The organism is Flavobacterium sp. LK-23, from assembly GCF_058135255.1.
Genome location: NZ_JBYUVT010000002.1, coordinates 278,760 through 305,227 on the forward strand (window position 1 = coordinate 278,760; position 26,468 = coordinate 305,227).

At 38.2% G+C, this 26,468-nt stretch carries 30 protein-coding genes and 1 pseudogene; 23 read left to right on the top strand and 8 right to left on the bottom strand.

Annotation, left to right across the window (positions count from 1 at the left end; all coding sequences use genetic code 11):
* The first annotated feature begins 213 nt into the window (after positions 1-213).
* The 21 genes from AC3Y25_RS04630 (at position 214) to AC3Y25_RS04730 (ending at position 17,772) form a co-directional block, all read left to right on the top strand.
* The gene (locus tag AC3Y25_RS04630; protein WP_489901913.1) at positions 214-897 is read left to right on the top strand and encodes a hypothetical protein; all 684 of its coding nucleotides are present in this window, start codon (positions 214-216) and stop codon (positions 895-897) included.
* A 301-nt stretch (positions 898-1,198) separates the two neighbouring features.
* On the top strand, positions 1,199-2,086 hold the full coding sequence (locus tag AC3Y25_RS04635; RefSeq protein WP_489901914.1) for a helix-turn-helix domain-containing protein: 888 nt from the start codon (positions 1,199-1,201) through the stop codon (positions 2,084-2,086).
* A gap of 78 nt (positions 2,087-2,164) precedes the next feature.
* Positions 2,165-3,301 (top strand): hypothetical protein, encoded by a 1,137-nt coding sequence (locus AC3Y25_RS04640; RefSeq protein WP_489901915.1) that lies wholly within the window; start codon positions 2,165-2,167, stop codon positions 3,299-3,301.
* Positions 3,302-3,372: 71 nt separating this feature from the next.
* Complete coding sequence (locus AC3Y25_RS04645) at positions 3,373-3,567, top strand: YqaE/Pmp3 family membrane protein (RefSeq protein ID WP_091490775.1); 195 nt, start codon at positions 3,373-3,375, stop codon at positions 3,565-3,567.
* Positions 3,568-3,813: 246 nt separating this feature from the next.
* Entirely contained in the window at positions 3,814-4,275 is a 462-nt protein-coding gene (locus AC3Y25_RS04650; protein WP_489901916.1) for a hypothetical protein, read from the top strand.
* Between the two features lie 204 nt (positions 4,276-4,479).
* A complete protein-coding gene (locus AC3Y25_RS04655) occupies positions 4,480-4,740 on the top strand; it encodes a DUF4134 domain-containing protein (RefSeq protein ID WP_489902046.1) in 261 nt (86 codons plus the stop codon).
* A 13-nt stretch (positions 4,741-4,753) separates the two neighbouring features.
* The gene (locus AC3Y25_RS04660) at positions 4,754-5,068 is read left to right on the top strand and encodes a DUF4133 domain-containing protein (RefSeq protein ID WP_489901917.1); all 315 of its coding nucleotides are present in this window, start codon (positions 4,754-4,756) and stop codon (positions 5,066-5,068) included.
* 30 nt (positions 5,069-5,098) lie between these two features.
* Positions 5,099-5,710, top strand: a complete 612-nt coding sequence (locus AC3Y25_RS04665) for a DNA cytosine methyltransferase (protein ID WP_489901918.1) — start codon at positions 5,099-5,101, stop codon at positions 5,708-5,710.
* A gap of 37 nt (positions 5,711-5,747) precedes the next feature.
* Positions 5,748-8,216, top strand: a complete 2,469-nt coding sequence (locus tag AC3Y25_RS04670) for a TraG family conjugative transposon ATPase (RefSeq protein ID WP_489901919.1) — start codon at positions 5,748-5,750, stop codon at positions 8,214-8,216.
* A gap of 12 nt (positions 8,217-8,228) precedes the next feature.
* Entirely contained in the window at positions 8,229-8,912 is a 684-nt protein-coding gene (locus AC3Y25_RS04675) for a conjugal transfer protein TraI (RefSeq protein WP_489901920.1), read from the top strand.
* A gap of 16 nt (positions 8,913-8,928) precedes the next feature.
* Entirely contained in the window at positions 8,929-9,543 is a 615-nt protein-coding gene (locus AC3Y25_RS04680) for a hypothetical protein (RefSeq protein WP_489901921.1), read from the top strand.
* An 11-nt stretch (positions 9,544-9,554) separates the two neighbouring features.
* Entirely contained in the window at positions 9,555-10,190 is a 636-nt protein-coding gene (locus AC3Y25_RS04685; RefSeq protein ID WP_489901922.1) for a TerB family tellurite resistance protein, read from the top strand.
* A 4-nt stretch (positions 10,191-10,194) separates the two neighbouring features.
* Positions 10,195-11,391, top strand: coding sequence for a conjugative transposon protein TraJ (gene traJ / locus AC3Y25_RS04690; RefSeq protein WP_489901923.1), 1,197 nt, complete (start codon positions 10,195-10,197; stop codon positions 11,389-11,391).
* A gap of 30 nt (positions 11,392-11,421) precedes the next feature.
* Positions 11,422-12,030 carry a conjugative transposon protein TraK gene (traK, locus tag AC3Y25_RS04695; RefSeq protein WP_489901924.1) on the top strand — a complete coding sequence of 203 codons (609 nt, stop codon included), beginning with the start codon at positions 11,422-11,424 and terminating at the stop codon, positions 12,028-12,030.
* A 6-nt stretch (positions 12,031-12,036) separates the two neighbouring features.
* Positions 12,037-12,294, top strand: a complete 258-nt coding sequence (locus tag AC3Y25_RS04700) for a hypothetical protein (protein ID WP_489901925.1) — start codon at positions 12,037-12,039, stop codon at positions 12,292-12,294.
* A gap of 11 nt (positions 12,295-12,305) precedes the next feature.
* Complete coding sequence (gene traM / locus AC3Y25_RS04705) at positions 12,306-13,595, top strand: conjugative transposon protein TraM (protein WP_489901926.1); 1,290 nt, start codon at positions 12,306-12,308, stop codon at positions 13,593-13,595.
* Positions 13,596-13,606: 11 nt separating this feature from the next.
* The gene (gene traN / locus AC3Y25_RS04710; protein ID WP_489901927.1) at positions 13,607-14,449 is read left to right on the top strand and encodes a conjugative transposon protein TraN; all 843 of its coding nucleotides are present in this window, start codon (positions 13,607-13,609) and stop codon (positions 14,447-14,449) included.
* Positions 14,450-14,536: 87 nt separating this feature from the next.
* Positions 14,537-15,649, top strand: coding sequence for a hypothetical protein (locus AC3Y25_RS04715; RefSeq protein WP_489901928.1), 1,113 nt, complete (start codon positions 14,537-14,539; stop codon positions 15,647-15,649).
* A 25-nt stretch (positions 15,650-15,674) separates the two neighbouring features.
* Entirely contained in the window at positions 15,675-16,700 is a 1,026-nt protein-coding gene (locus AC3Y25_RS04720; protein WP_489901929.1) for a hypothetical protein, read from the top strand.
* Positions 16,700-16,984 carry a hypothetical protein gene (locus AC3Y25_RS04725; RefSeq protein ID WP_489901930.1) on the top strand — a complete coding sequence of 95 codons (285 nt, stop codon included), beginning with the start codon at positions 16,700-16,702 and terminating at the stop codon, positions 16,982-16,984. Before AC3Y25_RS04720 ends, AC3Y25_RS04725 begins: the two co-directional genes overlap by 1 nt.
* 503 nt (positions 16,985-17,487) lie before the next feature.
* Positions 17,488-17,772 (top strand): hypothetical protein, encoded by a 285-nt coding sequence (locus AC3Y25_RS04730; protein ID WP_489901931.1) that lies wholly within the window; start codon positions 17,488-17,490, stop codon positions 17,770-17,772.
* Positions 17,773-18,114: 342 nt separating this feature from the next.
* Here AC3Y25_RS04730 and AC3Y25_RS04735 read toward each other — a convergent pair whose 3' ends face one another.
* From AC3Y25_RS04735 to AC3Y25_RS04760, 6 genes are all read right to left on the bottom strand, one after another.
* A complete protein-coding gene (locus AC3Y25_RS04735) occupies positions 18,115-19,125 on the bottom strand; it encodes an NAD(P)/FAD-dependent oxidoreductase (protein WP_489901932.1) in 1,011 nt (336 codons plus the stop codon).
* A complete protein-coding gene (locus AC3Y25_RS04740; protein WP_489901933.1) occupies positions 19,112-19,333 on the bottom strand; it encodes a hypothetical protein in 222 nt (73 codons plus the stop codon). Before AC3Y25_RS04740 ends, AC3Y25_RS04735 begins: the two co-directional genes overlap by 14 nt.
* 10 nt (positions 19,334-19,343) lie before the next feature.
* Entirely contained in the window at positions 19,344-19,940 is a 597-nt protein-coding gene (locus AC3Y25_RS04745; protein ID WP_489901934.1) for a short chain dehydrogenase, read from the bottom strand.
* Positions 19,941-20,022: 82 nt separating this feature from the next.
* A complete protein-coding gene (locus AC3Y25_RS04750; RefSeq protein WP_489901935.1) occupies positions 20,023-20,874 on the bottom strand; it encodes a helix-turn-helix domain-containing protein in 852 nt (283 codons plus the stop codon).
* A gap of 130 nt (positions 20,875-21,004) precedes the next feature.
* Positions 21,005-21,994 carry an aldo/keto reductase gene (locus tag AC3Y25_RS04755; protein ID WP_489901936.1) on the bottom strand — a complete coding sequence of 330 codons (990 nt, stop codon included), beginning with the start codon at positions 21,992-21,994 and terminating at the stop codon, positions 21,005-21,007.
* 16 nt (positions 21,995-22,010) lie between these two features.
* A complete protein-coding gene (locus tag AC3Y25_RS04760) occupies positions 22,011-22,991 on the bottom strand; it encodes an MBL fold metallo-hydrolase (protein ID WP_489901937.1) in 981 nt (326 codons plus the stop codon).
* A gap of 132 nt (positions 22,992-23,123) precedes the next feature.
* On the opposite strand from AC3Y25_RS04760, the gene AC3Y25_RS04765 reads away from it, so the two are divergent.
* A complete protein-coding gene (locus AC3Y25_RS04765) occupies positions 23,124-23,489 on the top strand; it encodes a winged helix-turn-helix transcriptional regulator (RefSeq protein WP_489901938.1) in 366 nt (121 codons plus the stop codon).
* Positions 23,490-23,646: 157 nt separating this feature from the next.
* Here AC3Y25_RS04765 and AC3Y25_RS04770 read toward each other — a convergent pair whose 3' ends face one another.
* Positions 23,647-24,543 carry a LysR family transcriptional regulator gene (locus tag AC3Y25_RS04770; protein ID WP_489901939.1) on the bottom strand — a complete coding sequence of 299 codons (897 nt, stop codon included), beginning with the start codon at positions 24,541-24,543 and terminating at the stop codon, positions 23,647-23,649.
* Positions 24,544-24,703: 160 nt separating this feature from the next.
* On the opposite strand from AC3Y25_RS04770, the gene AC3Y25_RS04775 reads away from it, so the two are divergent.
* Positions 24,704-25,915 carry an MFS transporter gene (locus AC3Y25_RS04775; RefSeq protein ID WP_489901940.1) on the top strand — a complete coding sequence of 404 codons (1,212 nt, stop codon included), beginning with the start codon at positions 24,704-24,706 and terminating at the stop codon, positions 25,913-25,915.
* 266 nt (positions 25,916-26,181) lie between these two features.
* Here AC3Y25_RS04775 and AC3Y25_RS04780 read toward each other — a convergent pair.
* A pseudogene (locus AC3Y25_RS04780) lies at positions 26,182-26,464 on the bottom strand (fibronectin type III-like domain-contianing protein).
* Between the last annotated feature and the right edge of the window lie 4 nt (positions 26,465-26,468).

A 26,468-nucleotide genomic window follows, 5' to 3' on the forward strand; every position in this document is an offset into this window, starting at 1 on the left:
ATTAACAAAAAATGATGTATGGATTTTCGGAAAATCCATACCATAAATACCGAAAATCCACAGATATAGGGTTGTTTTCAATATTTGAGCCCAATAGCTTTGTCATGAATTCAAAAGCAAAAAAAGTCCAGCAGGGTGCTGGATAAAAGTTCTGCTTATCCGGATGAAAAGAACTGAGAAGCAATTCTCATTCACTTTCAAACAAACCAAATCATGAAAACTATTTTATTATGCATCACAGTTTCACTATTTCTTATTTCATGCTCTTCCGATTCTGATTTCAGTGCAGCTGAAAGTGAGCCGCTGGCAGAGAAAAAGTATCAGCTGGCTGAAAACATTCATAACCCTTACGATAAAAAAGGAAAAGAAATTTACGAGAAGCTCAATGCTTTTTACGAAAAAAACAAAATTCCAGATTCTTATTCAGAACTCGCTGACCAGATCAATTTCATTACTGAAACACCAATAACAAAAAGCCTCAAAAACAGCCGATTGATAGAATTTACAGATGAAATAGTAGAGTCTATTATGGAAGATCCCGATAATAATATGATTCTCATTATCCAGGGAAGCACGCTGGGGACTTATGCCAAAGCCAGCCTGATTGATTTTCTTCAAAATCTCATTATTCAAAGGCAGGAAGAATTCAGTATCACCTACAATTATATTACGGATTACGAATCTAATATTCTAACAGACAGCATTCTGGATCTGGATGAAACCGAAACTATCCTGACGGTCGCCTCTATTTCACGATATTCTCTTTATTCGGCTGAAGAAAGAAAAGACAGGGACTGGGAAACATCTGTGGGCAGCAGGCCGGCCAAAACTCTTTTTACCGTAAAAGAATCTGCACTCACCTCAATAATTGCACTTCTCGGCAGTTACATCAAATAATAACAAATTAAGGTTAAAATGATCATGCCTAAAATAAAACCGTTCACCATATTTTATATAATTCTGGTCATATTTAATCTTGCCAGCCTGTATTTCATCATAGTCCTATTCAGCTATGATGAAATAACCGGCTTTTTACTAAGCGGAGAAAAAAAATCCATGCGGACAAGGGGACTGGCCTATCTGTTTTACATTTCCACGCTTCTGAACCTCTATTATTTATTCTATACAGCAATAAAAAAGAAATTTACCGATAAGCCCTAAATAAAAAACTGATTTAACTCCTTAAGTTAAAAATACCATGATAAAAGATATAATAAATATTGAACTTAAAGACCAGTTAGTCGAGGGATTAGACATTCATATCATAAAAAAATATATTGTTAAAACAGACAGAAATGAGTCATTTCTCTCCAGCAATCTGTCCATACTGCTTATTAAGTCGGGCAGGTTTAAAATTAAGCTCAAAGAAATTGTGCAGGATTTAACGGCACATGATTTACTGATTATTCCCAAAAACTCCTTCTGCACGTTAATGGAAATAGAAGATAAGCTGCAACTTTATATTATTACATTTTCCTCCGATTTTGCATTTAAAAACACCCTTCGAAAAGAACTGGTGGATTCCTTTTACTTTTTAGTCCGAAAAGAACCTTTAAGAATAAATCTTGAAGATAAGGATTATCTGGTTCTGTCCATGATCTACAAGCTGATTTACTTTGTAAATAAAGACAGTAAAAACAATGGATATATTAATGATCTGCAGCGCATCAGCTTTAATCTGTTTCTCTACGAATTAAAAATTATATATTCAAAATATACTTCAGGAATCATGCTGAATTTTTCCCGAAAAGAAAACCTCACTATACAGTTTTTAACCATTTTATCCATTCACTGCAGAAAACAGCATCAGGTAAAATTTTATGCGGGAGCCCTTTTTATCACTCCTGCCTATTTAAGTAAAATAATAAAGGATACCACAGGCAAGACAGCTAAAGATTTTATTAATGAAGCAGTTATAATCGAAGCAAAAATTCTGCTGGAAGACCTGCAGCAGACAATTTTTGAGATATCTGAAGAATTAGAATTCGCTAGTGTCCATAATTTCAGTGATTTTTTCAAATATCACACCTCAATCTCCCCATCTCAATACCGTTTAAACTCTATTGAAAATTTTAAAAATCTTTAATTTTCGTTTAAATGCCTGCTATTAAAACAAAGTATTATGAGTAATGTATATCCTTTAGAATGGTTAGATTCTTTGATAGTGCAGACTTTAAATCCGAAAAAAACAAATGTTTCAGCATTATCAGAAAAGGATCTTGATTTGATTTCAGAAAATGCACAGAAAGAATCGCAGCGAATACAAGTGCTTATCAAAAATGAAATTTTCGCAATGTTCAGGAAAAGACAGATCCGGCTTCTAGTGCGCAAGTATCACTCTAATTTAATATTTCTTCTGGATACCGTAATCGAAAATCAAAATTTTAAAGAATTAAAAACAAACAGGCTTTCACAGTTAATTGAGCAGCTAATTGAAGTGCTGGATGAAATGCTTTGTTTTATAGAAAACAGGTTTACTTATTATTTAAGCATGGATGAAAGAGTACCCATAACCTACTTGATTGTTTCGAGAAAAGAATTAAAAGTCAAACTGGCTAAGCTCAAAGCCCTCGGAGCGAAAAATGAAAAGGACAAAGAGAAAATCCAGATTGTAATTGATGCTTTTACAGAATCTATTGAATCCAAAACCCAGAATAAGGTAACTTTCCGGCAGATACGCTATGAGCGCGACTTATTAAAAGCCCTGATTAATCAGGATTATAATCCTAAAGACGAAACCATTTTTGGAACAGCTGACCAGATATTGATTGCTATGAATTTCAACTGCAGAAAATACATCAGCTTAATTAAAGAACAAATTTTAAAAAACATTGATACGGAAAAAGAATCTGCTTTCAGGCTTGAACTGCTTCTTCTATATTATAAAGATTTTAATCATCTCACTTCCAATGAGAAAATAACATTTGATGCCAGTATGGAGAATATCAAATATGTTTTAGATAACTGGTTTAAGAATGAAATTGCCTACTGGGAGAAAAAAAAGGAATTAGGGGCTTCTGTCCGACGGGCAAAATCAAAATCAATAGAAGAAAAAGTAGAATGCGATCTCTCAGCAGATCAGCTAGGATTAATTTTAAGAGCAGCAGATGAGTCAAGACTAATTAAGGCACGTTCTATGAATCTGGTCTTTCAGTCGATTATCCCCTACCTTTCTACCGCTTTTAAAAAAGATTTATCCTATCAATCCGTCAGAAGCAAATCATACAATGCGGAAGAAAAAGACAAAGAAACTGCTATAGCAGGTCTGGAAAAAATGATTAAAAAAATCCGGTCTTACTGAAAATCGAAATATAAAATCACTTTCAGTAACAATCCAGCTCATTAACGACAAATAATTAAAACTCATAGAATATGACATTAATCGCAATATTTTTTCCGTGTATTTCCTTTCTTTTAAGAGGAAAGATCTTTACTGCCCTGATCTGTCTCATTCTTCAGATTACTTTGATCGGCTGGCTCCCTGCTGCAATATGGGCAGTTATTTCCCTGCAGAATTCAAGAGCAGATAAACGAAATGCCAAATTGATAAAAGCCATGAGAAAATAGACAGCTTTAAGACTTATACCATAAGGCCAGAGAATGAAATAACCCTTTCTCCGGTTTTTTTATTACTATTTTTTAGTGAATGCCTAATTCTGCTGATGGCGATCGGGGTACAAAAGGGTACAACAAAAAAGTTGTACTTGCAGAGACTGTATTTGTATTGTTCCTTTGGACTGTAGAATAAATCATATCCAATCTGATAATGATTTACATAGATAAGATGATGTTGAACGATAAATGATGAGAACTATGTTTACAAATGTTTCATGGAACAGCTATCTAACTGTAATAGGTACAGCGGTAATAATCTGGTATTTATTTATAGCACTAAAATTTTACAGCGGAGATTTAAAAAAAATCTTCTCAGGGGAAAAGAAACTAAAACTCCCCTTTTTCAAAAAAAATATTCAAAATACAAGGGAAGCAAAATCCATATCGGATTCTTTTTCCGAATCATTTGACACTTTAGATGATGCAGAACAGCTTTCATCCCGCATCCAGCAGGCTGCTGCAGAAAGTGCTGAAAAGAATCTATCAAAAGAACAGTTTCAAAACTACTTAAGAATGCTTCTCGAAGAATATCCCTATGTAAAGATTTCTTCGCTTAGAGAAAGCATCAATAAACTGATTGTTTCCGAATCTGAAAAATACCCTGCTCTGCATTTGACTTTAAGCGAGGCAGACAGTCTCTGGGAAGGATCGGTCTTCTAAAATCCAGCAGAGGAATCACCCCTGTTCTCTCTGGTGCGGTATGGCTTTATGTGACAAGGAAATAGAGCTGTAACGGCGGTATTCCTCTGCTTTTTAATAACGGAATAACTTTTAAAATAATGTGCGATGAAAAAATGTGGATGGAAATTAAAGAGTTTTTGCAGAAAAAATAAAGTGCTTATCAGTTCGTCTTTTTTACTGCTGATGGTTAACGGCATCGGTTACGCGCAGGACGGTGTAGCCGGCATTAATGAAGCGAACCAGAAAGTGAGAAGTTATTTTGATGCGGGCACTGAACTCATGTACGCAGTAGGTGCCATACTCGGCCTTATAGGCGCTGTAAAAGTATATCAGAAGTGGAATGCGGGAGATCCCGATACAGGAAAGGTTGCCGCTGCCTGGTTTGGAAGCTGTGTATTTCTAGTTGTGGTGGCAACGGTAATTAAATCCTTTTTCGGCGTTTAGCCAATAATACGCCATGGCCAATAGTATTTACCCGATCAACAAGGGAATCAACAAAAGCATAGAATTCAAAGGTCTTAAAGCGCAGTATATCTGGTACCTGGGCGGAGGCGTTGTCGCACTTATGATTGTCTTTGCAGTGCTGTACATAATAGGGCTGCCTTCTATAATATGTATCAGCATCATAGGAGCTTCAGGCGGTTTTCTTGTCTTTAAAATATACAAGATGAGCAATAAGTATGGCGAGCATGGCATGATGAAAGCACTGGCTGCAAAACAGATTCCGAAGTGCATTAAGGCATACAGCAGGGCTGTGTTTACAAAGTTATAGCTGCTGAACGTTAAACTAGAATGATGATGTATGAAAGTCTTAAACTTATATGCAGGAATTGGCGGCAACAGGAAAAACTGGACAGATGTATCAGTGACGGCTGTTGAGATGGATCCGCTGCTGGCTTCCATATATGCGCAGCGATTTCCAGATGACAATGTAATAGCTGCCGATGCGCACCAGTATCTTTTAGATCATTTTCGCGAATTTGATTTTATCTGGTCTTCTCCGCCCTGCCAGTCGCACTCTTCTTTCAGGCAGAACATATGCGTGAGATTCAGGGGCACTCCCCCAGTCTACCCTGATATGCGGCTTTATCAGGAAATACTGTTTCTAAAACATAACGCCTCGTGCTGCTGGGCAGTTGAAAATGTCAAACCGTATTACAAACCTCTGATTGAACCCGATGCGGTACTGCACCGTCATTTGTTCTGGTCAAATTTTACAATACCTGCAATTGAGAGTCTTTCAGAGATAAAGATCAGGCATGCGCAGATTCCTGAGCTTGAAAAAGCATTAGGATTCAGCCTGAAGGAATTCAAACTCAAGAATAAAAGGCAGATTCTCCGCAACTGTGTCAATCCGCAGCTTGGACTGCATATTCTGGAAACGGCAAAAAGCCGCATATGCCCGCAGCAGTAATTTAAAGCTGTTAGACAATAAGTAAAATACGTAAAAGATGAAAAAGGAGATGGAGGGAATACTGCCCATTATGGCAGTGGAACATGATTGCATTTTATCAAAACAGGGAGATGCAACAATAGTTTTTAAAGCGGAACTTCCCGAGATTTTTACGCTGTCCGATCAGGAGTACGAAGCTTTTCACCAGTCATGGATTAAAGCAGTAAAAGTACTTCCAAAGTTCTGCGTTTTTCATAAGCAGGATTGGTTTTTAGAAAGCACGTATAAAGCTGATTTCACAGGAGAAGACAGCAGTTTTTTGACCAGAAGCAGTGAACGTTTTTTCAACGAAAGGCCTTTCTTAGAGCATTCCTGCTATATAATGCTGACCAAGAAACCGCAGGGAAGAAAGAGCTTAAGCTCCCTTTTTTCTAATCTGCTCAGAAGCTCCATTGTTCCCGAAGATGTTCTAAGCCCGCAGCTTCTTGAGGATTTTGAAGATGCCTGCGGACAGTTCAAGAGAATTATGGAAGACGGCGGTTTTGTCAAGCTGGCCAGACTGAAAAATGAAGCGCTTAAAAGCGAGAGCAGAAAAATAGGCCTGATCGAAAAGTACTGCTTCTTATCTGAAAGGGAGGATTCATTTGTTTTTAATGATATCAAATTTGATGAAGGTTTATCAGTTGGCGACAAACACTGCCAGCTTTTCACTCTGGGAGATGCTGCAGATCTGCCGGCGTTATGCGGTTCAAGAATCAACTTTGACCGTTATTCGACGGATAAAACCAAGTTCAGTGTCGGCTTTGCCTCCACTCTCGGACAGCTCTTGTCCTGCAATCATATCTATAATCAGTATCTGTTTATTGAAGATGCGCAGAAAACAATCCAAAAGCTGGAAAGCAAAAGATTAAGGCTTCAGTCTTTGTCTGCCTACAGCAGGGAAAATATGATCGCAAGGGATGCAGCGAATGACTTTTTAAATGAAGCTGTTTCCCAGCAGAGGCTTCCCGTTAAGGCTCATTTTAATGTGTTATGCTGGAGCACCAATAAAGAAGAGCTTAAGGATATTAAAAACAAAGTCTCCTCTGCCCTTGCGCAGATGGATGTGGCAGCGAAGCACGAAACTGTCGGAGCCCCCCAGATTTACTGGGCGGGAATCCCTGGAAACGCGGCGGACTTTCCTATGAATGACACCTTTGATACCTTCACCGAGCAGGCAGTCTGCTTTCTGAATATGGAAACAGGCTACAGATCATCGCTCAGTCCCTGCGGCATAAGACTCGGCGACCGTCTGACAGGAAAACCTGTTCACGTGGACATCAGCGATGAACCGGTAAAGATGGGAATCTGCACCAACAGAAACAAATTTATTCTGGGGCCTTCGGGAAGCGGCAAGTCCTTTTTTACCAATCATATGGTCAGAAGCTACTACGAGCAGGGAACCCATATTGTACTGGTGGATGTCGGTCACAGCTATAAGGGGCTCTGTGATATGGTCAGCGGCTACTATTTTACTTATGACGAAAAGAATCCTATCCGTTTTAATCCTTTTTATATTTCAGATGGAGACAATCTGGATACCGAGAAAAAAGAAAGTATTAAAACCCTGCTGCTTGCACTCTGGAAAAAAGACGATGAAACTTTTAACCGAAGCGAATATGTGGCGCTTTCCAATGCGCTTCAGCTGTATTATGAAAAGATGGAAGTGAATGCTGCTATATTTCCCTGCTTTAACAGCTTTTATGAATTTCTAAAAGATGATTTTGTTTCGATTCTGGAAAGCGACAAGGTTAAGGAAAAAGACTTTGACGTAAACAACTTTCTTTATGTGCTGCGTCCTTATTACAAAGGAGGCGAGTTTGACTATCTGTTGAATGCTACAGAAAATCTAAACCTTTTGAAGGAGAGATTTATAGTATTTGAACTCGACAATATCAAGGACCATCCGATTCTTTTTCCAGTGGTAACCATAATTATCATGGAAGTCTTTATCAACAAGATGCGCAAGCTGAAAGGCATCCGAAAAATGATATTAATTGAAGAAGCCTGGAAAGCCATAGCCAAAGAAGGGATGGCGGAATATTTACGCTATTTATTTAAGACCGTTCGGAAGTTCTTCGGGGAAGCAATAGTGGTAACCCAAGAAGTAGAAGATATTATTTCTTCACCTGTGGTGAAACAGGCCATTATCAACAACAGTGACTGCAAGATCCTGCTGGACCAGAGCAAGTACCAGAATAAATTTGACCAGATACAGGAACTTCTCGGCCTTACCGACAAAGAAAAAGCACTGGTGCTTTCGGTAAATAAAGCCAATGATCCCGCAAAGAAATACAAGGAGGTTTTTATCTCTCTGGGAGGAATGCTTTCAAAGGTATACAGGACAGAGGTGTCGCTGGAGGAATATCTTGCCTACACAACGGAGGAAAGCGAGAAAGTGAAAATGAATGCCTACGCACAGAAGTTCGGCGGCGACATCAAAAAGGGAATTGCCGCTATGGCTCAGGAAATGCGAAATGGAAATTAATGAAAGAGAAAAATGAAAACAAAAATCACCGCCTGTCTGATCTGCCTGCTGCTAATCAGCACTCCGGCCAGACCGGCTGAAAAAACTGCAGCACTGCCCATTCTTGAAATAGTAAAAGCAGTAACCAAAAAAGTAATCAAAGCAATCGATCTGCGGATCCAGAAACTGCAGAATAAAACAATATGGCTTCAGAACGCGCAGAAGCAGGTCGAAAATGTCCTGTCTAAATTAAAACTCGACGAAATCTCAGACTGGACGCAGAAACAGAAAGATCTCTATAAAGGATATTATGAAGAGCTGGCCAAAGTAAAATCCATTATCACCTATTACCAGAGGATAAAGGAAATTACAAAAAAACAGACAAGGCTTGTCGAAGAATATGAAAGAGCGTGGAACCTTTTTAAAAGAGACACTCATTTTAAAGAAAGTGAGATTGCGTATATGGAGCGTGTCTACACCGGAATACTGGAGGAAAGCGTAAAGAATATTGACCAGATCTTTTTGATACTGGACTCCTTCACCACCCAGATGAGCGATCTGAAAAGGCTTGAAATTATCAATAAAGCCGCAGACCAGATTGATGCCAATTATGATGACCTTACCCTGTTTAACCGGCAGAACATGCTGCTGAGCCTGCAGCGTGCCAAAACGGAAGCAGATGCAGACCATGTGAAAGAATTTTACGGAATTCCATAATTTAAAAACAATCATCATGAAAAAACTGTTTTTTATATTCTCGATGCTTATCATTTTCCCTCTGGAAATACAGGCTCAGGCAAAGCAGAGAAAAGAACTCCTGCTTCAGATTGCCGCATTGCAGGTCTATATCGATTATGCTAAAAAAGGATATTCCGCTGTGTCAAAAGGACTGAATTTTATTGGTGATGCTAAAAGAGGTGAAGTGAATCTGCACGGTACTTATTTTACCTCACTCTTGAAGATTAATCCAAAAGTCAGGAATTATTACAAGGCTGCAGAAATTCTCTCTATGCAGTTTAAAATAATGAAAATTTATAAAAAATCTTACGCTGATCTTAAAACAGCAGACTTATTTCACGGAAGTGAAATGGATTATATAGAACGTTCTTTTAAAAGGCTGCTTGAGAACTGCAGCGATACCCTGGACCAGCTTTTAGTTATCACTACTGATTCAAAACTGGAGCTTAAGGATAACCAGAGAATCCAGAGGATTGATGAGCTGCATAAAACCATGCTGGAGGATTACAATTTCTGCATTTCTTTCAGCGGTGATCTCAAACTGCTTGCACTGTCAAAGGCGGCAGATCAAAAAGAGGCTAAAAATAGTAATGCTCTTTACGGGCTATAAATTTATAAGTGATGAAAAAGATATTGATTTTAGGACTGTTTATCTGCCTGTTTATGATGCCAGGCAAAGCCCGTGCCCAGTCAGCAGAAATACAGCAGCTGATCCTGAACATTGAAAAACTCTCCCAGTTTAAAAAGATCCTCAGTGATATGAAAAAGGGCTATGAACTGCTCTCGGGAGGTTATAGAACAGTTAAGGATATGTCGCAGGGCAATTTCAGCCTTCATAAGACTTTTTTAGATGCCCTTATGCAGGTAAGCCCGGCGGTAAAGAATTACAAAAGAGTGGGTGAAATTGTAAATTTTCAAATACTTCTGGTAAAGGAAAGCAGAAACGGGCTGAACCGGTTTGCGCGAAACGGCAGTTTCAGCGCGCAGGAAATTGGATATTTTGAAAAGGTTTACGCAAATCTGCTCAGCCAGAGCCTGCGTAATCTTGATGAACTCACTATGATCATGACAGCTGATAAACTCAGGATGTCCGATGATGAAAGACTTCAGGCGGTGGATATGATCTATCAGCAGATGCAGGATAAACTTTTTTTTCTTCGAGATTTTAATGCATCGTCAAATATTCTGGCACTGCAGCGGGCAAAAGAAAAAAATGATGTTTATGCTTCCAAAGAACTGCAGGAACTTAAAAACTAAAAAGATGAAACTGCCAATAAAAAACAAAATTGTTCTCACAACCCTGCTGCTGCCCTTTTTAAGCCAAGCTCAGGGTGTGGGCGATAACATGCAGAGCCTGCACCTGGTGCTGGACCAGCTTTATGATGAGATGATGCCCCTGTGCGGCAACCTGCTGGCTGTAGGACAGGGAATTGCAGGATTTGGGACCATCTGGTACATCTCCTCGCGTGTCTGGAGACATATTGCAGCAGCAGAGCCGATTGATTTTTATCCCCTGTTCAGGCCTTTTGTAATCGGATTCTGCATCATGATTTTCCCATCGGTGCTGGCCCTTATCAACGGCGTTATGAAACCCACAGTTACCGCAACGGCTGCTATGGTAACAGGATCCAATAATGCGGTCGCGGTTCTTTTAAAAGAAAAAGAAAAGGCAGTGAGGCAGACCGATCCATGGAAAATGTATGTAGGCGTCGCAGGCTCGGGAGACCGTGATAAATGGTACAAGTACACGCATGACGGTGCTGATCCATCTGATGAAGGCATGCTGGCGGGCATCGGCAATGATGTGAAATTTGCCATGGAAAAGGCTTCTTATAGTTTTAGGAATTCCGTTAAGCAGTGGATGAGCGAGGTACTGCGGATTTTATTTGAATCGGCGGCCCTCTGCATTGATACACTCAGAACATTTCAGCTGGTTGTCCTCTCCATCCTGGGGCCGCTTGTTTTCGGCATTGCTGTTTTTGACGGGTTCCAGCATACACTGACGGTCTGGCTGGCAAGGTACATTAACATATACCTCTGGCTTCCTGTTGCTAATATTTTTGGAAGCATAATCGGCAAAATACAAGAGTTGATGCTCAAGCTGGATTTGTCCCAGGTGGAGTCCACAGGCGATACATTTTTCAGTACTACTGATATGTCTTATCTGATATTTATGATTATCGGTATTATTGGCTACTTCACTGTGCCTTCAGTGGCTAACTACATCGTTCATGCAGGCGGCGGCGGAGCCCTAAGCCAGAAAGCCACTACCCTTTTCAGCACCTCAGCCAGTTCAGCAGTTTCCAAGACATCACAGGGAACTGCAATGGTCTTGGATTCCATGGGAAATGCAGCAGGGAGAATGTACCAGAGTATGTCTTCATCGGGCACTTCGGGTCCCTATTTTGAAGAGAAAGGAAATTATATGAGCGACAGGCTTAAAGGGAATTCCAAATAAAACTTAAAAGATCATCCCATGTTCAGCAAAATGAAAAATATAGATACCGCATTTAAATACGTCAGAGCATTTACAATGCTGGTTATTACGGGCTGTGTTATGATATGCTGTTTTACGCTTCATAAAAGTTTTCAGACTGTCAGCCGGATGCAGGATAAGGTATATATCCTTGCGGCAGGAAAAGCTCTGGAAGCATATGCGTCAGACAGGAAGGATAATGTGCCTGTTGAAGCAAGAGATCATATTAAAACTTTTCACCAATTTTTCTTTACCCTTGACCCAGACGATAAAGTAATCAAGTCCAATGTTACCAAAGCCCTTTATCTGGCTGACGAAAGTGCTAAAAGAATTTATGATGACCTGAAAGAAAACGCCTTTTATTCCGGAATCATCTCAGGCAATATAAGCCAGACCATCCAGATTGACAGTGTAACTGTCGATACACGTGACTATCCCTACCGCTTTAAATGTTTCTCGCGGCAGAACATCATCAGAACCACCAGCATTTTGAAGCGAAGCCTGATTACGCAAGGGAGTCTGCGCAATGTATCAAGAAGCGACAACAATCCGCACGGTTTTTTAATCGAGCGTTTCAATACGATTGAAAACCGCGATTTAACTGTTGAAAACCGAAAATGACAGGTTATGAAATCACTTTTTAAAAAACGGGAAATTGCATTTACATACCATAGGCACTATCTCTCTTCACAAAAAAAATGGTCTGAAAAAATGAGCAGTCTGGCGGAAGGGTGTTCAAAGAGGAAGCTCATTTTTCTTCTAAGCTTATTTGTTATCCTATCAGCAGGCTATCTTCTTTATAACATCTATAATACCTTTTCAGAAAAGGAAACACAACAGGTGAAAATTTCAGAACAGACTGTAAAAATTAAAATAATCGATTAAAAAATAAAGACATGGAACAGAAGACGATATCAATAAAAGAAGCAAAAAAACGAAAAATGCTTCTGGCTCTGCCGATCATAACACTTCCTTTTATCACCATTCTTTTTTACACCTTGGGAGGAGGAAGAATGGAAGCCGCAGCGGCTGAAAATGAAATAAAGAAAGGATTTAATTTTAAACTGCCACTTCCAAATTTTAAAGAAGATTCTTCTCTGGATAAAATGAGCTACTATGACCAGGCAGCAGTAGATTCAGTCAAACTGCAGGAGCAGATTAAAAAAGATCCCAACTATTCCAATCAAAAAGTTCTTGAAGAATCTTTGAAGGAGTTCCCCGAACTGGATTTTGCATCCCAGAGTTTTTCAAAAAAAAGAACCGGCTTGAATGCAGTGGCCCCTCAGGACAAAAACGAGCAGAAAATCTATGAAAAACTGCAGCTGCTCCAGAAAACCATCAGCCAGCCTGCACCTGATAAAAATTACGGCCAGGATATGAGGGAGTTTGAAAACTATGGCTCATCAAATGAAGCATCTGCCCAGATTAAGAACTTGGAACAGATGATGTCTGCAATGGGTGAAACTCAGCCGGACCCGGAACTGCAACAGCTCGGAGGCATGCTGGAAAATATACTGGATATTCAGCATCCTTCAAGAGTGCAGGAACGCTTAAAACAGAATTACGAGAAAAAAAAAGGAAAAGTTTATTCTGCAGGCCTTAAAAATACGGAAGACAATATTTCTTCTCTCCAAGAAAATGCAATACCTGCAGACAACTTTAAATTGAACGCTTTTTTCACTGCAGATGAGGATTTAAATCCAGATCATACGCAAAATGCACTTGAAGCTGCCGTGCACGAAACACAGACCATTGTAAATGGATCTGTGGTTAAACTAAGGCTCACTGCCGATATTACACTTCAGGGAACAACAATACCCAAAAACACCTTTGTATACGGCATGGCGGAATTGAAAGGAGAAAGGCTCGAAATAAAGATAGAAAACCTCCAGCATCATGGTTCCATTTTTCCGGTTCAGCTCTCGGTATATGATATGGACGGAATTGAGGGAATATACATTCCTGGTGCCATTAGCAGGGATGCTGCCAAAGCATCTGCCGACCGCTCGATTCAGACACTCGGACTTACCGGTATCACTGATTCATGGGGAGCACAGGCTGCGGGACTGGGCATTGAGGCAGCCAAAAGTCTTATGAGCAAAAAGGTTAAACTCATAAAGGTACTGGTAAAAGCAGGATACAAGGTGCTGTTGTATGATGAAAAACAAAAGAATTTAAAACCATAAAATAGAGAAAGATGAAAAGAATTAATTATTTGTTTTTAATGAGTCTGCTGCTGGTTTCTGTTTGGGCTTATCCCCAGCTAAAGAGCAGGGAAACTGTTTTTTATGAAGACCACTATAAAAATCTTCAGATCGGCTATTCGAAGACTACCAGCATCGTTTTTCCCTACCCGATTAAAAGCATCGATAAAGGGAGTGCTGATGTGCTGGTGCAGAAAGCCAAAGGAGTCGAGAACATTCTGCTTGTAAAGGCTGCAAGACAATACTTTTTCCAGACTAACCTGACAATAGTCACATCTGACGCAAAATTATATGTATTTGTACTGAACTACAATGAAGACTGCCCGGACCTGAATATAAATGCAGAAAATGCTTTAGCTGCAAGTAAGGAAGTGCTATTTACCCTAGTAAACGAAAATCAGAAAAAAATAGAACAGTCTGCTTCACTGGCATTATCAAAAAAAATAAAGACCCGCGGTTTAAAAAAAGCTAAGTTTCAGATAAAGCTTGAGGTCAGCGGCATTTTTATACATGAGGATGTGCTGTATCTGCGGGCTGTATTTGAAAATAAATCCAAAATCAGCTACGATATCGACCAGCTGCGTTTTTTCATAAGAGACCAGCGAAAATCAAAACGAACTGCCTCTCAGGAAATAGAGATTCAGCCACTGTATTCAACTTCATCATCTGCGGTGATTCCTGATAAGTCTGAAGTAGTAAAAGTTTTTGCACTGGAGAAATTTACCATTCCCGAGAATAAGTATTTAACGCTCCAGCTGCTGGAAAAGAATGGCGGAAGGCATTTGGAAGTCAACGTTAAAAAAAATCTGGCCGATAAAGTAATCCCGCTGCCATAATCCTGGTACCATCCTAAAGAACTAAAAAAGCAGATTATGAATATAAATATCAATGAGACCGAAACGCTGTTAAGCTTTGCAGAGGAAATGGCTTCCCTAGGCTATCGCTATGCTGCACACCCTGTTAATCTATCAGCTGACAGCGACAACATTGCTTTTTTCAGGACATCAATGGGCGCAGAGGACCATTGTCTGGTGGGGAGTAATGATATCGACTATTTTAAGAGCGTGCCGATCGATTCGCTTATAAATGACTTAAAGATAGTCATGCAGAGCGGAATTGATCTGTACAGCAATCAGAAACTTGATCTTACGGAGTTTGTCCGTCTGGCAAGAGAAAACAAGGAATTACCAGAAAATAACTTAAATACAAACATTATGAATGAGACTAATTTAAAATACCTGAAAGACCAGCTGAAATATACTGGATTTGGAGAGACTTTCGATACTGAATTGAGAGAAAACATGCTGAAGGGAGATAAGGATTTTAAAATCATGCACACCGGCATTATGAACAATGGCGTTCCAAACAGAGATACCGTAACGGTTGAGCTGAACTTCAAGAAGTCAGATCAGACTGATATGTACTTTTTTAATACCTATCATGTGAATCTTCAAAAAGAAGAAAACAAGCCGGGACTGCAGCAGACCTTTTACATCAATAATGATGCAACCAGCATTACACTCAAAGAAGCCTATAATTTAATGGAAGGCCGTTCGGTAAATAAGGATCTTAAAACTAAAGAAGGAGAAAGTTACAATTCTTGGTTAAAATTCGATTTTAAACAGACAGACAATTCCGGAAATTTTAAGATTAACCATTACCACCAGAATTACGGCTATGATCTGGAAGCAAGCCTTGAGAAGCATTCCATAAAAGAACTCAGTACGCCGCAATATAAGGAAGACCTTGTAAATTCCCTTAAAAAAGGAAATCTGCAATCTGTGACTTTTGTTGTCAGCGGCGTTGAAAGCAAAATGTTCGTGGAAGCAAATCCGCAGTTTAAGACTCTTAATGTATATGATGGAAACCTTCAGCGCATCAATCATCGAGAAAGCAAGGAAGAGAAAAAATCAGAAGGAGAAAAAACATCTAAAAAACAATCAGACAAAAAACAGTCTGAGAATGCTGATGAGAACAGTGAAACTCCTTCGTCGAACAAACCAAAAAAAAGAAGACAGCAGTCTAATTCGGTTTAGAGATTTTAAAATTATTAAAGTTTAGATGATGAACCCGCAGTTTCCCGTAAATAGAGTAGAAATGGAATTCAGCCAATGGAAAGCAAGAGAGGAACGTTTCAATACGCTCTTTTCAATTACTCCGGCAGAAAACAAATCTTTATTGGCTGAGAAACTGCGGCAGTTCGAGAGAATCAGAACGAAATACAAATCTTCAAAAAATGTTGAGGAGCAGCATACTCTTCAAATCCTTAAAATGGAAATCCATAGGATGTCAAAACAATTATATCCAAGTCTCATTTCACGTATCCTGAGGAAAATAATCACCAGCACGCAAAATCAGCTTTCACTTCGCAGTGAGACAAAAAAAGACGAAAGAAACTTCAATTCGCTTAACGAGGAAGTGCAGCGTATCGGCTTTCCTGATTTATCCGAAAAATTAAAAAATCTTATTGACAAAGAACAGGAAAATTTCAGCATTCCTCTATCCTACTACATTAATGAAAAAGAAAAGATTACTCATACTCTTTCGTTTTCAAAAAATGCTGAAAGGCATTTTGAACTCGATGGATTTAAAAGCAGCATGCAGAATAATTCTGCACCAGAAGACAGCAGGGATTATTACTTTAAAAATGGGCAGGAACGCAATTTTAAACTTAATGAAGTTTATAATTTATTGTCAGGCCGTTCTGTAGAGCATAACCAATCATGGTTTCAGCTCGACTTTAATGATAGAGACGCTTCGGGCAATTATCACTTAAAAGAATTTCGAAATGAATATGCTTATGATTTAGAAAAGACTTTAAAGGCCATTCCTTTAAAAGAGATATCTAATACATATGAAATGGAGAAACTAAAACATGCTTTAAGACAGGGTGACAGAGTATCTGCTGTGCTGATTAAAAATGGACGAGAAAATCAGATTTATATAGAGGCCAATCCGCAGTTTAGATCATTGAATATCTATGACCGGCATTTTCGTAAAATCCAGACAGCTTCATCAAAAAACCAGGCAGCAACATTCCCGAAACAATCTGTCCAAAAAGGAATAAAATCTAAAATACAGCAGTGATGGAACAATTAAATCCTTTAACGGAATTCTTTAGAGCGATAGAAAAAGACCAGCGCATCAGCATTACCCATATTGGAATTTTTGCGGCACTGCTTCAATTCAGAACAAATCAAGGCAATATCAATCCTATCAAAGCCTACAGGCATGAAATTATGAAAATAGCCAAAATAACCGGCCCTGTCACGTATCACAGGTGCATAAAAGACTTAAATGAATACGGCTATGTAAACTATGTCCCCAAAAAAAATAGAAATCAAAAAAGTGTCATTTATTTTCTCGTTTAAAAGGCAGGTTCTGACATAGTTTTAAAATTAAACTTAAAGATCGAAATTATCGAAATAATACAATGTAGAGGGTTAAGAAAAATATATCTATAAACTATCACTGCAAGGGGCCTGCATCCCAAATTAATTATTGAATCATCACCAGCCGCAATAATATGACTTGATTTAGGAGAAAATTTGAATTTCCTGCTCTTGTTTTTTTTAATATAATTATTGCTCAACTGAAGCAAAAAATTGGTGTATTCCTAACAGCCGTTAGCATTTTTTTAGCCCCGATAGAAGTGGAAATCCTTTTGTGCCGGGGTTCGGCGCAAAAGATTGAAACGAATAGCGGGAAAAAGCTCCTAAAAAACAATACTAAAGCTCAAAAATATTAAATACAATGCACGATGCTAATCATCCCGATTATATTCGCCAACAATTCCTAACACCCGATTAATTCTACCTGACTGATTACCTGACCGCTATTTTATAAATACAAACTATTATTCTGTAAAAAAAAAATGTCACTATCCTTTTTAAATTTGACAAAGGAAAAGACAACGCAATTCTTCAAAGCAATAGAAAAAGACCAGCGCATCGGCATTACCCATATTGGAATTTTTGCGGCACTGCTGCAATTCAGAACTGCTGCAGGCTATATGAATCCCATTAAAGCATATAGACATGAAATTATGAAGATTGCCAAAATAAGCGGCCCAGTTACCTATCATAGATGCATCAGAGACCTAAATGATTACGGCTATATAAATTATCTTCCAAAGAGAAACAGAATCAGAAGAGCATAATTTATTTCACCCTTTAAGAGTTTGCTGAAATTCCCAGTAAAAGACAGCAAAGCTGTTTATAGGTGGAACCTGGGTTCTTTATCTCACGAGCAGATATTTTTTGCCACAAAAAGTTAAGGCGGCTTTAGAGATAATTTACGGTCAAAGTTTTGTGGCAGAATCGTGGCGCAATGCAATTTATAAAACTAAAATTCCAGCAAAACAAAGGTTTGACAAGCTTAGGTTCGAAACTTTTAGAAATTTAATATTGATATCCTTTCATTGAAAACAGATCGTTAAGATCACTTACTATTAGAATGACTATTAAAAAAAATAGATAGCTCAAAAGCAGATAGAGCTTACTTAAAAACGTTCCTCTAAAAGTTCTTTATTTACCATCATGCCCGTAAATGTCCCCATTGCTACTGCATTTGCAACGGTCCGCAGTCGTGCTGCATTATCGCCACAGGCAAACACATCTTTTGCAGTTGTTTTTTGGGCACCATCAATTTTTATATATCCATCTTCAGTTAATTCACACCCCAGTTTTTCAGCAACAGTACAACTTTGCTCAAAAGGAAGTTTGGTGTAAATGGCTTTAGCTACTTGTTTTGAACCATCTTTAAAAATGATACTTTTGATCTGTCCATTTTGGTGTTCCAACTCCTCAATTTCTTTTTCTGCTATTTCAATAGAATGCTTTTCAAGCTCAGTTTTTTGTTCCTTATTCAGCCCTGAAGTTCCATTGGTAAAAAGGGTCAGCTTTTTTGTCCAATTCGATATGAGTTTAGAAAATTCAAAGCCAAAATCGCCATTGCCCAAAATACCGGTTATTTCATTTTTCACTTCGTAACCGTGGCAATACGGGCAATGCAAAACAGAAATACCCCAACATTCAGAAAATCCAGCTATTTCGGGCATTATATCTTTTATACCTGTGGCGAAAACTAATTTTGCAGCCGAAAACCTGTCTCCCGTTTCAGTTTGAATTTCAAAACCACTGCTTGTTTTTACGCCCTTTGCAGCAATACCATCAAAAAATGTGATTGTATCGTATGCTGCTACTTGTTGCTTTGCAAGTGTTAAAATTTCTTTTGGTGTCTTGCCATCCTGCGTTAAAAAATTATGCGAATACGGTGTTTGTCTGTTACAGGGTTTTCCACCATCGATAATAAGCACATTTCTTAATGCTCTGCCCAACGCCATTGCTGTGGCAAGGCCGGCATAACTGCCTCCTATAATAATTACATCAAATTGTTTTTTGTCGCTCATTGCTTTATTTTCTATAAACGGGTTAAAACTTGGTGGCAATGCAAAGGCTGTTGCAAGAATTCCACTCTGCTTAATAAAAGTTCTTCGGTTAAGGTTTGTCATTTTTGGAGGTGTTTTTCAACAAAAGATCTATAAGTGGCAATCCCACAAAAACCATCCAGGGCACTAATATCAAGGTTAGGATTAGCGTCCTTAAATACAACGGCATTTCAGCTAAATAACTACCAAACAATACATGAAAAAGCGTTATCGAAGGGTAAATTACTATCCAGATTTTGATGGACTGGATAATTTTACTTTTAGTATTCATCTTGATTATTTTATGGGTTGATAATATGTCCTGTTACAGCGCCAAACAAGCTTTTCTTAAAAGCAAATTCCAATTGCTTCATCGTTGTTGGAATTTCTCCCGGGAAATAAGGAAAATATTGTGGAGAATTTTCAATTACCGTTGGGCTAACAGCATTGATGCGGATACCATTGGGCAGCTCAATGGCAGAGGCTCTAACAAAGCCTTCTACAGCTCCGTTTGCTGCTGAAGCATTGGCGAAATTAATCTGAGGTTCGTGTGTTAATACTCCGGTAATCAATGTAAACGAACCTTTGGGATTGATGTAATGCTGACCAATTAACACCAAATTAATCTGCCCCATCATTTTTCCTTGAATTCCTTTTTTGAAAGTTTGGTCATTCAAATTTATCCAGGGACCGACAAAAGTTTCCCCTGCAGTAGAAATCAGGGCATCAAAAGTTCCAATCCCGGCAAACATTTCTTCAATGGACTTGGTGGAGGTTGTATCAACCTGTATCTCTTCTGAAGAACGGCTGGCTCTTATTACTTCGTGATTTTCCTTTTCAAGCACATTGGCCAAATACTGCCCCATGGTGCCCGATGCACCTACAATTACTATTTTCATATTGCTGAATATTTTTATTTATTCTGCAAAGTTATCTTAGTGTGATTGGGTATGATAGGACAAAATTGAACTTGGATTGGACTTATTTAAAGTTCCTGCGGAATGCTTCGGGGGAAAAGTTGGTATGTTTTTTAAAAAAACGAATAAAATAGGAAGGGTCTTCAAATCCTAAATCGAAAGCAATTTGATTTACTTGACTGGTGGTAGCCAAAAGGCTTCTCTTTGCTTCAAGTACTATTTGCTCGTTGATGAGTTGTGAGCAGGTGCTTCCGGTAGTTTCTTTGGTTATTTTGTTGAGTTGAAATGTAGTGAGGTGCATCATTTGGGCATATTGTGTTACTTGTTTATGCGTTACAATATGTTTTTGCAATAGTTCTAATAACTCATCCAATTGTTCTTGCGAATATTTAGTACCATCATTTGTAATTTCTTTCGGTTTTTTACTTTGTCTTACCAATTCGATAAAAAGTATTTCCAAACTTGCCGTAATAACTTCCTTGTAGCGGTCTTGTTTTTGGGTATACTCTTCAAAAATAAAAGACAAATGCAGCAGTAATTTGCTAAACTTTTCGAGCGAAAGCGGACAGTGATTTTTATGGCTTACTTTCCGTAAAACGAAATTAACGGGCTCTTCTTTTGGAGCGTAAAATTCACGGTTAAATTGAATTAAGTATCCCTTGCTCCCTTCTTTTAGCGTGAGCTGATGTACTTGTCCTGGTCGCATAAAGAAAACAGAGTAGTCGCCAACAGGGTAATTGATAAAATCAATACTATGTTTCCCTGTTCCTTTCTCTAAAAACAAAGCAAAAAAGAAGTTGTGCCTATGCAGATCCTGCACTAAATCTTTTTCGAAGAGCAAAGTTCCGATGTTCCGAATACTAAAACCCTCTGAAAAATCAGGCTCTTTAATTTTTCTTACGCTAATTTCTTTCATTCAAATATTTGGTTGTCTGCATAATTCGTTGACAACCTTTGCGGCTAATATATTAAGTATTTGGTGATCAAAGGCTATCATGCTAAAATATTTACCTAAATATTACAAATATATCAGCTTAAAGTTACAATTAGCCGTTTGTGAGTTTCAGTGAGTCTATACCATATCTTTCTCCGGTATTTGGATGTTCGTTAACAATATCTATAATGGTTCTAAGGTCTTCCTCTGACAATTCAACATCGACAGCTTTGATATTCTGTTCTATATAATTTTGCTTCTTTGTCCCTGGAATCGGAATAATGTCATCTCCCTGTGCCAATAACCAGGCAAGAACCAATTGAGATGTCGATATCCCTTTGTCGCTGGCAAACTCGGAAAGGTTTTTTACCAATTTTTTATTATTTTCCAAATGTTCACCCTGAAATCTAGGTAATAACAATCTCGAATCGTTACTGCTAAATTCTATGCTATCAAAATTTCCCGTGAACATTCCCCTGCCCAATGGTGAGAATGAAATTAGTGACATCTTATTTTTTCTTACGGCCGGCAATATCTCATTCTCTATATCCCTGGTCAATATGGAATATTCACTTTGCAATGCAGCGATCGGATGTATAGCATTTGCCTTTTCAATACTTTTAGAAGACGCCTCACAAATCCCCAGGTAACGAACTTTACCTTCCTTTACCAGCTCACTCATTGCTCCAATACTTTCTTCAATTGGAACCTGAGGGTCTATACGGTGCAAATAATACAGGTCTATATAATCGGTCTCCAAACGTTTGAGGCTTAGTTCTACTGCTTTACGCATATATCCAGGTGAGCCATCCACTTCGTTGGAAAACGACTTTGCCATTTGTCCATATTTAAAACCGAACTTAGTGGCCATAAATATTTCATCTCTCTTATATTTTAATGCTTTGGAAATAAGTTTTTCATTTTCCCCGCCACCATAAAAATCTGCCGTGTCCCAAAAATTGATTCCTAATTCCAAGGCTTTATCTAGAGTCTTAAGGCTTTCATTGTCATTCCTGTTTCCATAGGCATGCGACATACCCATACATCCCAAACCAATGGCTGAAACTTTTTCTGACGAATTTCCTAGTGTCTTATATTTCATTTTCTATATTTTATCGTTACAATTCTATTTCAGAGGGATTATAATAATTTAGCGGGCTCCATCCATATTTGTCCCTTTTATCAATATAACCTAAGCCTGGCCAGGGCAAATGAGATGACATGACTAATATTTTTTTGGTGTAACATTCTTCCAGAATGCTTCTCCGGGTTTTGATGCCCTGTTCAAAATTCACATCCAGTGAAACACCCCATTCAGGTTCGGAAATCATCAGCGTTGTATGGAATACATCTACAATGTTTTTAATAGATTTCCCTTCAGAAGTTATTGTAAATATGGTATGTCCCGGAGTATGTCCGGCTGCTAACTCCGTTTGAATAATGGAAAACAATTTTGCTCCCGGATTAAATAAAACAACATTTTTCTTGATCCTGCCCAGAATATTCTTTGCAAAGCTTATTGTTCCCCTGATCTGTTCAGCATTCAATTTGCTATGGGAAAAATCAGGATTTTCAGACATCCAGAAATCGTACTCTTCTCTGGCCATATGATACTTTGCATTAGGGTAAATAAGACCTCCTTCCCTGGATGTAAGACCGCCTATATGATCCCGATGTGCGTGCGTGATCAGAATATCGGTGATGGAATCTGGAGAAATGCCTGCGTTGGTCAGATTCTCCAAAAGCTTTCCCTGATTGTCCCCAAAGTGTTTTCCCATACCGGCATCGATCAAAATAGTCTTTCCTGAAGCTTTGATGAGCATTACATTAATTCCAAGATCTACAGCATCTTTTCTTAGATGCAGCATTTGGGTTCCTGCCTCAAATTCTGCTTTGGGAATATTTGGGGCAAAAGTTGGCTGCGCCTTGTCAAAGGCCATCTGCCCATCAGAGAAGATCAGAATCTTTATTTTTCCCAAATGAACTTCTAGAGGTTTTATACTATTTTTGTTTTCCATCTTGACTTTATTTGGACCTGCATTACTTGTAAATGAGAGCACAGCAAGCATATTGCAGGCGAGAGCACATATCTTTATCATTTTTCTGCTATTTATTCTATTAATTTTATACAAAGCTATTTCAATAATTTACTATTGGCAAGTACCTACTTTTTTGTACTTTAGCTACCAAAAGGAAACTATTGCTGATTATCAGTATAATAAAAATTAGGCATGTCTGAAAATAAAATTATTGAACCTATTTGTGCTGTGGATTTTGCATTCAAAAGAATTGGCGGAAAATATAAGGGCCGTATCCTTTGGTATATTTTCAATCAGGACGTTCTGCGATTTGGAGAGTTAAAAAGATGTATGAATGATATTACCACTAAAATGCTTACACAAACGTTACGGGAACTTGAAAGCGATGGATTATTGTATCGGAAAGTTTATCACGAGGTTCCCCCAAAAGTAGAGTATTCACTTACTGAAACGAGCAAGAGCTTGATACCATTTATAAATCAATTGAGAGAATGGGGTATTTCTCAGATGGAAAAGGAAAGCATTCCCATCAGACAACATCAAATATTTAAATCTTAATTTCTGATAGATAAATTGATATCGTATCGTGGCGTTTTGCACAATTCCTTAAAATGTGCATTGCCATAAATTCAGGTATGCCAATATCTGAATTGAGCATTTACATAGCCAATATATTAGGGTTTAAATAGTACGATAATAAATCAGCCAAATAAAATCATAAGGCGAAAAATAAGGTATTGATCTCTTTAATTTTCTGTTCTGATATTTTGCTTTTATCATAAGCAAGATAAAGGGTGTTAGAGGTTTCGGCAATACCTTTCCAAATAACAGCGACCTTTTTCTCTTTGAGAAATTCCTCTGCAAGATAATCCGAAACAATGCTGATTCCACTACTTCCCTTACTTATTGATTGAAGTATTACGTTCAGATCTGGTAGTACATATTGAGGCTTTATCATCGGGCGTTTATTAAAATTGGCTAGCCAAAATCTTCTGATAAAAGCCAAATCGTTGCCATAAGCATACCATTTCTGATTAATAAGCCATTTTTCAACGGCAGCAATATCATTGTCTTTTGAGTATTTTTTGAAATCTTTTAAATCCATATCCGGGCTCCCCACAATAATAAAATTTTCGGTAAGGACAGGTAAATAAACGAGGTGTTTGCTTTCAACAGATTTCTGGCTTGCCAGAACAAAGTCAAGTTCACCGTCAGACAGTTGCCGCAATAAATCCTTGGCTATGCCAAATGTTACGTTCAGTTGAAAAGAAATATTTTCCAATAGCGGGCTCAGTTTGGTGTGAAAGAACTCCAAAGGACTTCCCAATTTGATTATTAATTGGTTGTTCAATGCATTTTTTCTAAACGACTGTTCCGTTGATGTCAGAATTTCTACCCCTTCTACAACTCTTGTGTAGAGTTGTTTGCCCAATTCGGTAGGCATCATTCTTCGGGGCAGCCGGTCAAATAATTTTCCGCCGACATACTGTTCCAATGCGGCTAACTGGACACTGACATTGGGCTGGGATATGGACAATTCTTGTGCAGCCCTTGTGAGGTTACCCTGCCTATAGATCGCGACAAAAGTTCTGTACCATTCCAAACTTACCATAACGCAAATCTATTAAAAATTTAATAGCAGACCCTAATAATTAGTATTATTATAATAGTTTATAAATTTTGATCTTTGTACCTCAAAATAGGCGAAGACTACATTTTATAATGGATTTCAATCTTTCCTTTCTGTTAAATTAATAAAAAAGCGTCAAGCAATGAATACACAAAAAATAGCTGTTGAAAAAACAGTAAAAACAAAATTTAATATCCCGCCCGCTTTATGGGCATTGACAATTAGTGCTTTTGCTATTGGTACTACGGAATTTGTAATTGTTGGATTAATAAAAACATTAGCTGACGACTTAAAAGTGAGTATTGCTGATGCAGGTTCACTGGTAAGTGTATATGCAATGGGAGTAGCTATCGGTGCGCCTGTCTTAACCGCATTAACTTCAAAAATGAAAAGAAAGCCTTTAATGATTTTCCTGATGGTACTTTTCATTATAGGTCATCTGGCATCGGCCTTTTCGCCCAGTTATAATCTGTTATTGGCTTCCAGATTTATTACCGGTTTTGCCCACGGCGTATTTTTTGGTGTAGGTGCTACCATAGCGGCATCATTGGTTCCTGCCGACAAAAGAGGGAGTGCTATCGCAATGATGTTTTCAGGCTTTACCATTGCAACAATTGTAGGTGTTCCGTTAGGCACTTATATAGGTCAACAATGGGGCTGGCGGGCTACCTTTGTAGGTGTGGCTATACTTGGCGTTGTTGGCTTGATAGGAATCGCTATACTTCTACCCAATACTATCGCCAGCAGCACAGCAAAAAATATATTTAAACAAGTCCGTATTGTTCTCAACACGAGGTTTATTATTGCATTACTGATGACTCTTTTCGGCTACGGAGGCGTATTTGTTGCCTTTACCTATATGTCCCCAATTCTTCAGGAAATTACAGGATTTTCGGAAAACGCAGTAAGTATATTTCTCCTGGTGTACGGTATCGCTGTTGCTTTGGGAAATTTAATTGGGGGGAAAGCAGCGAATAAAAATCCTTTCAAAGCAATGGTTTGGATTTTTCTTTTTCAAACCTTTGTTTTATCCACTCTTTTTATAACCGATCAGCTCCCGATTCCTGCACTAATTACATTGTTTATACTTGGAGGACTATCATTCGCCACAGTACCTGCAAGTCAGTTGTTAATCGTGCAAATAGCAGAACAAGAATTACCAGAAGCTATTGATTTTGCTTCTTCCTTGAATATATCGGGATTTAATATTGGTATTGCATTGGGAGCCTGGGCAGGTGGTATTGTAGTTATATCGAGTTTTGGACTTGGCTATACACCATTGGCAGGAGCTATTTTCGTTGCAATCGCTTTGGTTTTTTGTGCTATATACAAATACATACAGAACAAAAAATAAAATAATCGTTCGATAATCTTGAAAACTGATAATAAAAATTCCTAAACTGATCATGTTTAGGAATTTTTTCTTGGTGACTCACCTTTAAAAAACTAATGGCTATCTAGCGCGGAAATACATTGTATAAGGGAACCGTTAAATTAACAGTCAAAGAATTGGTCATTAAGGCTATTGCTCGATCCAAGGAAAATTATATCTGCACGTTAAATCTCTATTGGCTAAATTAACGATCTACTGAATTAGTTTACTAACAGATTTATAGTGTCCTATTTATCAGAAGATGGCCCTGCCATAATCTCAAATTCGCCTGGCTCTTGAACCTCTTTCATTGCGATATCTAAAAATTTCAGTTTATCGGCCGTAATTGTAAAGCTTATCGTTTTCCTCTCCTGGAATAAGGGCAACTCTTGCATAGTCTTTTAACTCTTTGACAGGACGTGTTACAGAACTTACCTTATCTGATATATTTTGAATATTATTATAAATATTTAAAATTTTATTAAACTCAATTTTTTTCCATTTAAAAAATACGATTTTGACCAAAGTCAATGTT

Excerpts from the sequence above, each read along its gene's own strand:
- AC3Y25_RS04775 (WP_489901940.1), top strand. The coding sequence starts at position 24,704 with ATGAATACACAAAAAATAGCTGTTGAAAAAACAGTAAAAACAAAATTT.
- AC3Y25_RS04675 (WP_489901920.1), top strand. The coding sequence starts at position 8,229 with ATGAAAACAAAAATCACCGCCTGTCTGATCTGCCTGCTGCTAATCAGC.
- AC3Y25_RS04655 (WP_489902046.1), top strand. The coding sequence starts at position 4,480 with ATGGTTAACGGCATCGGTTACGCGCAGGACGGTGTAGCCGGCATTAAT.
- AC3Y25_RS04745 (WP_489901934.1), bottom strand. The coding sequence starts at position 19,940 with ATGAAAATAGTAATTGTAGGTGCATCGGGCACCATGGGGCAGTATTTG.
- traJ (WP_489901923.1), top strand. The coding sequence starts at position 10,195 with ATGAAACTGCCAATAAAAAACAAAATTGTTCTCACAACCCTGCTGCTG.
- AC3Y25_RS04720 (WP_489901929.1), top strand. The coding sequence starts at position 15,675 with ATGATGAACCCGCAGTTTCCCGTAAATAGAGTAGAAATGGAATTCAGC.
- AC3Y25_RS04680 (WP_489901921.1), top strand. The coding sequence starts at position 8,929 with ATGAAAAAACTGTTTTTTATATTCTCGATGCTTATCATTTTCCCTCTG.
- traK (WP_489901924.1), top strand. The coding sequence starts at position 11,422 with ATGAAAAATATAGATACCGCATTTAAATACGTCAGAGCATTTACAATG.
- AC3Y25_RS04715 (WP_489901928.1), top strand. The coding sequence starts at position 14,537 with ATGGCTTCCCTAGGCTATCGCTATGCTGCACACCCTGTTAATCTATCA.
- AC3Y25_RS04730 (WP_489901931.1), top strand. The coding sequence starts at position 17,488 with ATGTCACTATCCTTTTTAAATTTGACAAAGGAAAAGACAACGCAATTC.
- AC3Y25_RS04645 (WP_091490775.1), top strand. The coding sequence starts at position 3,373 with ATGACATTAATCGCAATATTTTTTCCGTGTATTTCCTTTCTTTTAAGA.
- traN (WP_489901927.1), top strand. The coding sequence starts at position 13,607 with ATGAAAAGAATTAATTATTTGTTTTTAATGAGTCTGCTGCTGGTTTCT.
- AC3Y25_RS04755 (WP_489901936.1), bottom strand. The coding sequence starts at position 21,994 with ATGAAATATAAGACACTAGGAAATTCGTCAGAAAAAGTTTCAGCCATT.
- AC3Y25_RS04760 (WP_489901937.1), bottom strand. The coding sequence starts at position 22,991 with ATGATAAAGATATGTGCTCTCGCCTGCAATATGCTTGCTGTGCTCTCA.
- AC3Y25_RS04660 (WP_489901917.1), top strand. The coding sequence starts at position 4,754 with ATGGCCAATAGTATTTACCCGATCAACAAGGGAATCAACAAAAGCATA.
- AC3Y25_RS04670 (WP_489901919.1), top strand. The coding sequence starts at position 5,748 with ATGAAAAAGGAGATGGAGGGAATACTGCCCATTATGGCAGTGGAACAT.
- AC3Y25_RS04750 (WP_489901935.1), bottom strand. The coding sequence starts at position 20,874 with ATGAAAGAAATTAGCGTAAGAAAAATTAAAGAGCCTGATTTTTCAGAG.
- AC3Y25_RS04700 (WP_489901925.1), top strand. The coding sequence starts at position 12,037 with ATGAAATCACTTTTTAAAAAACGGGAAATTGCATTTACATACCATAGG.
- AC3Y25_RS04685 (WP_489901922.1), top strand. The coding sequence starts at position 9,555 with ATGAAAAAGATATTGATTTTAGGACTGTTTATCTGCCTGTTTATGATG.
- AC3Y25_RS04630 (WP_489901913.1), top strand. The coding sequence starts at position 214 with ATGAAAACTATTTTATTATGCATCACAGTTTCACTATTTCTTATTTCA.
- AC3Y25_RS04725 (WP_489901930.1), top strand. The coding sequence starts at position 16,700 with ATGGAACAATTAAATCCTTTAACGGAATTCTTTAGAGCGATAGAAAAA.
- AC3Y25_RS04740 (WP_489901933.1), bottom strand. The coding sequence starts at position 19,333 with ATGAATACTAAAAGTAAAATTATCCAGTCCATCAAAATCTGGATAGTA.
- AC3Y25_RS04635 (WP_489901914.1), top strand. The coding sequence starts at position 1,199 with ATGATAAAAGATATAATAAATATTGAACTTAAAGACCAGTTAGTCGAG.
- AC3Y25_RS04650 (WP_489901916.1), top strand. The coding sequence starts at position 3,814 with ATGTTTACAAATGTTTCATGGAACAGCTATCTAACTGTAATAGGTACA.
- AC3Y25_RS04770 (WP_489901939.1), bottom strand. The coding sequence starts at position 24,543 with ATGGTAAGTTTGGAATGGTACAGAACTTTTGTCGCGATCTATAGGCAG.
- AC3Y25_RS04765 (WP_489901938.1), top strand. The coding sequence starts at position 23,124 with ATGTCTGAAAATAAAATTATTGAACCTATTTGTGCTGTGGATTTTGCA.
- traM (WP_489901926.1), top strand. The coding sequence starts at position 12,306 with ATGGAACAGAAGACGATATCAATAAAAGAAGCAAAAAAACGAAAAATG.
- AC3Y25_RS04735 (WP_489901932.1), bottom strand. The coding sequence starts at position 19,125 with ATGACAAACCTTAACCGAAGAACTTTTATTAAGCAGAGTGGAATTCTT.
- AC3Y25_RS04665 (WP_489901918.1), top strand. The coding sequence starts at position 5,099 with ATGAAAGTCTTAAACTTATATGCAGGAATTGGCGGCAACAGGAAAAAC.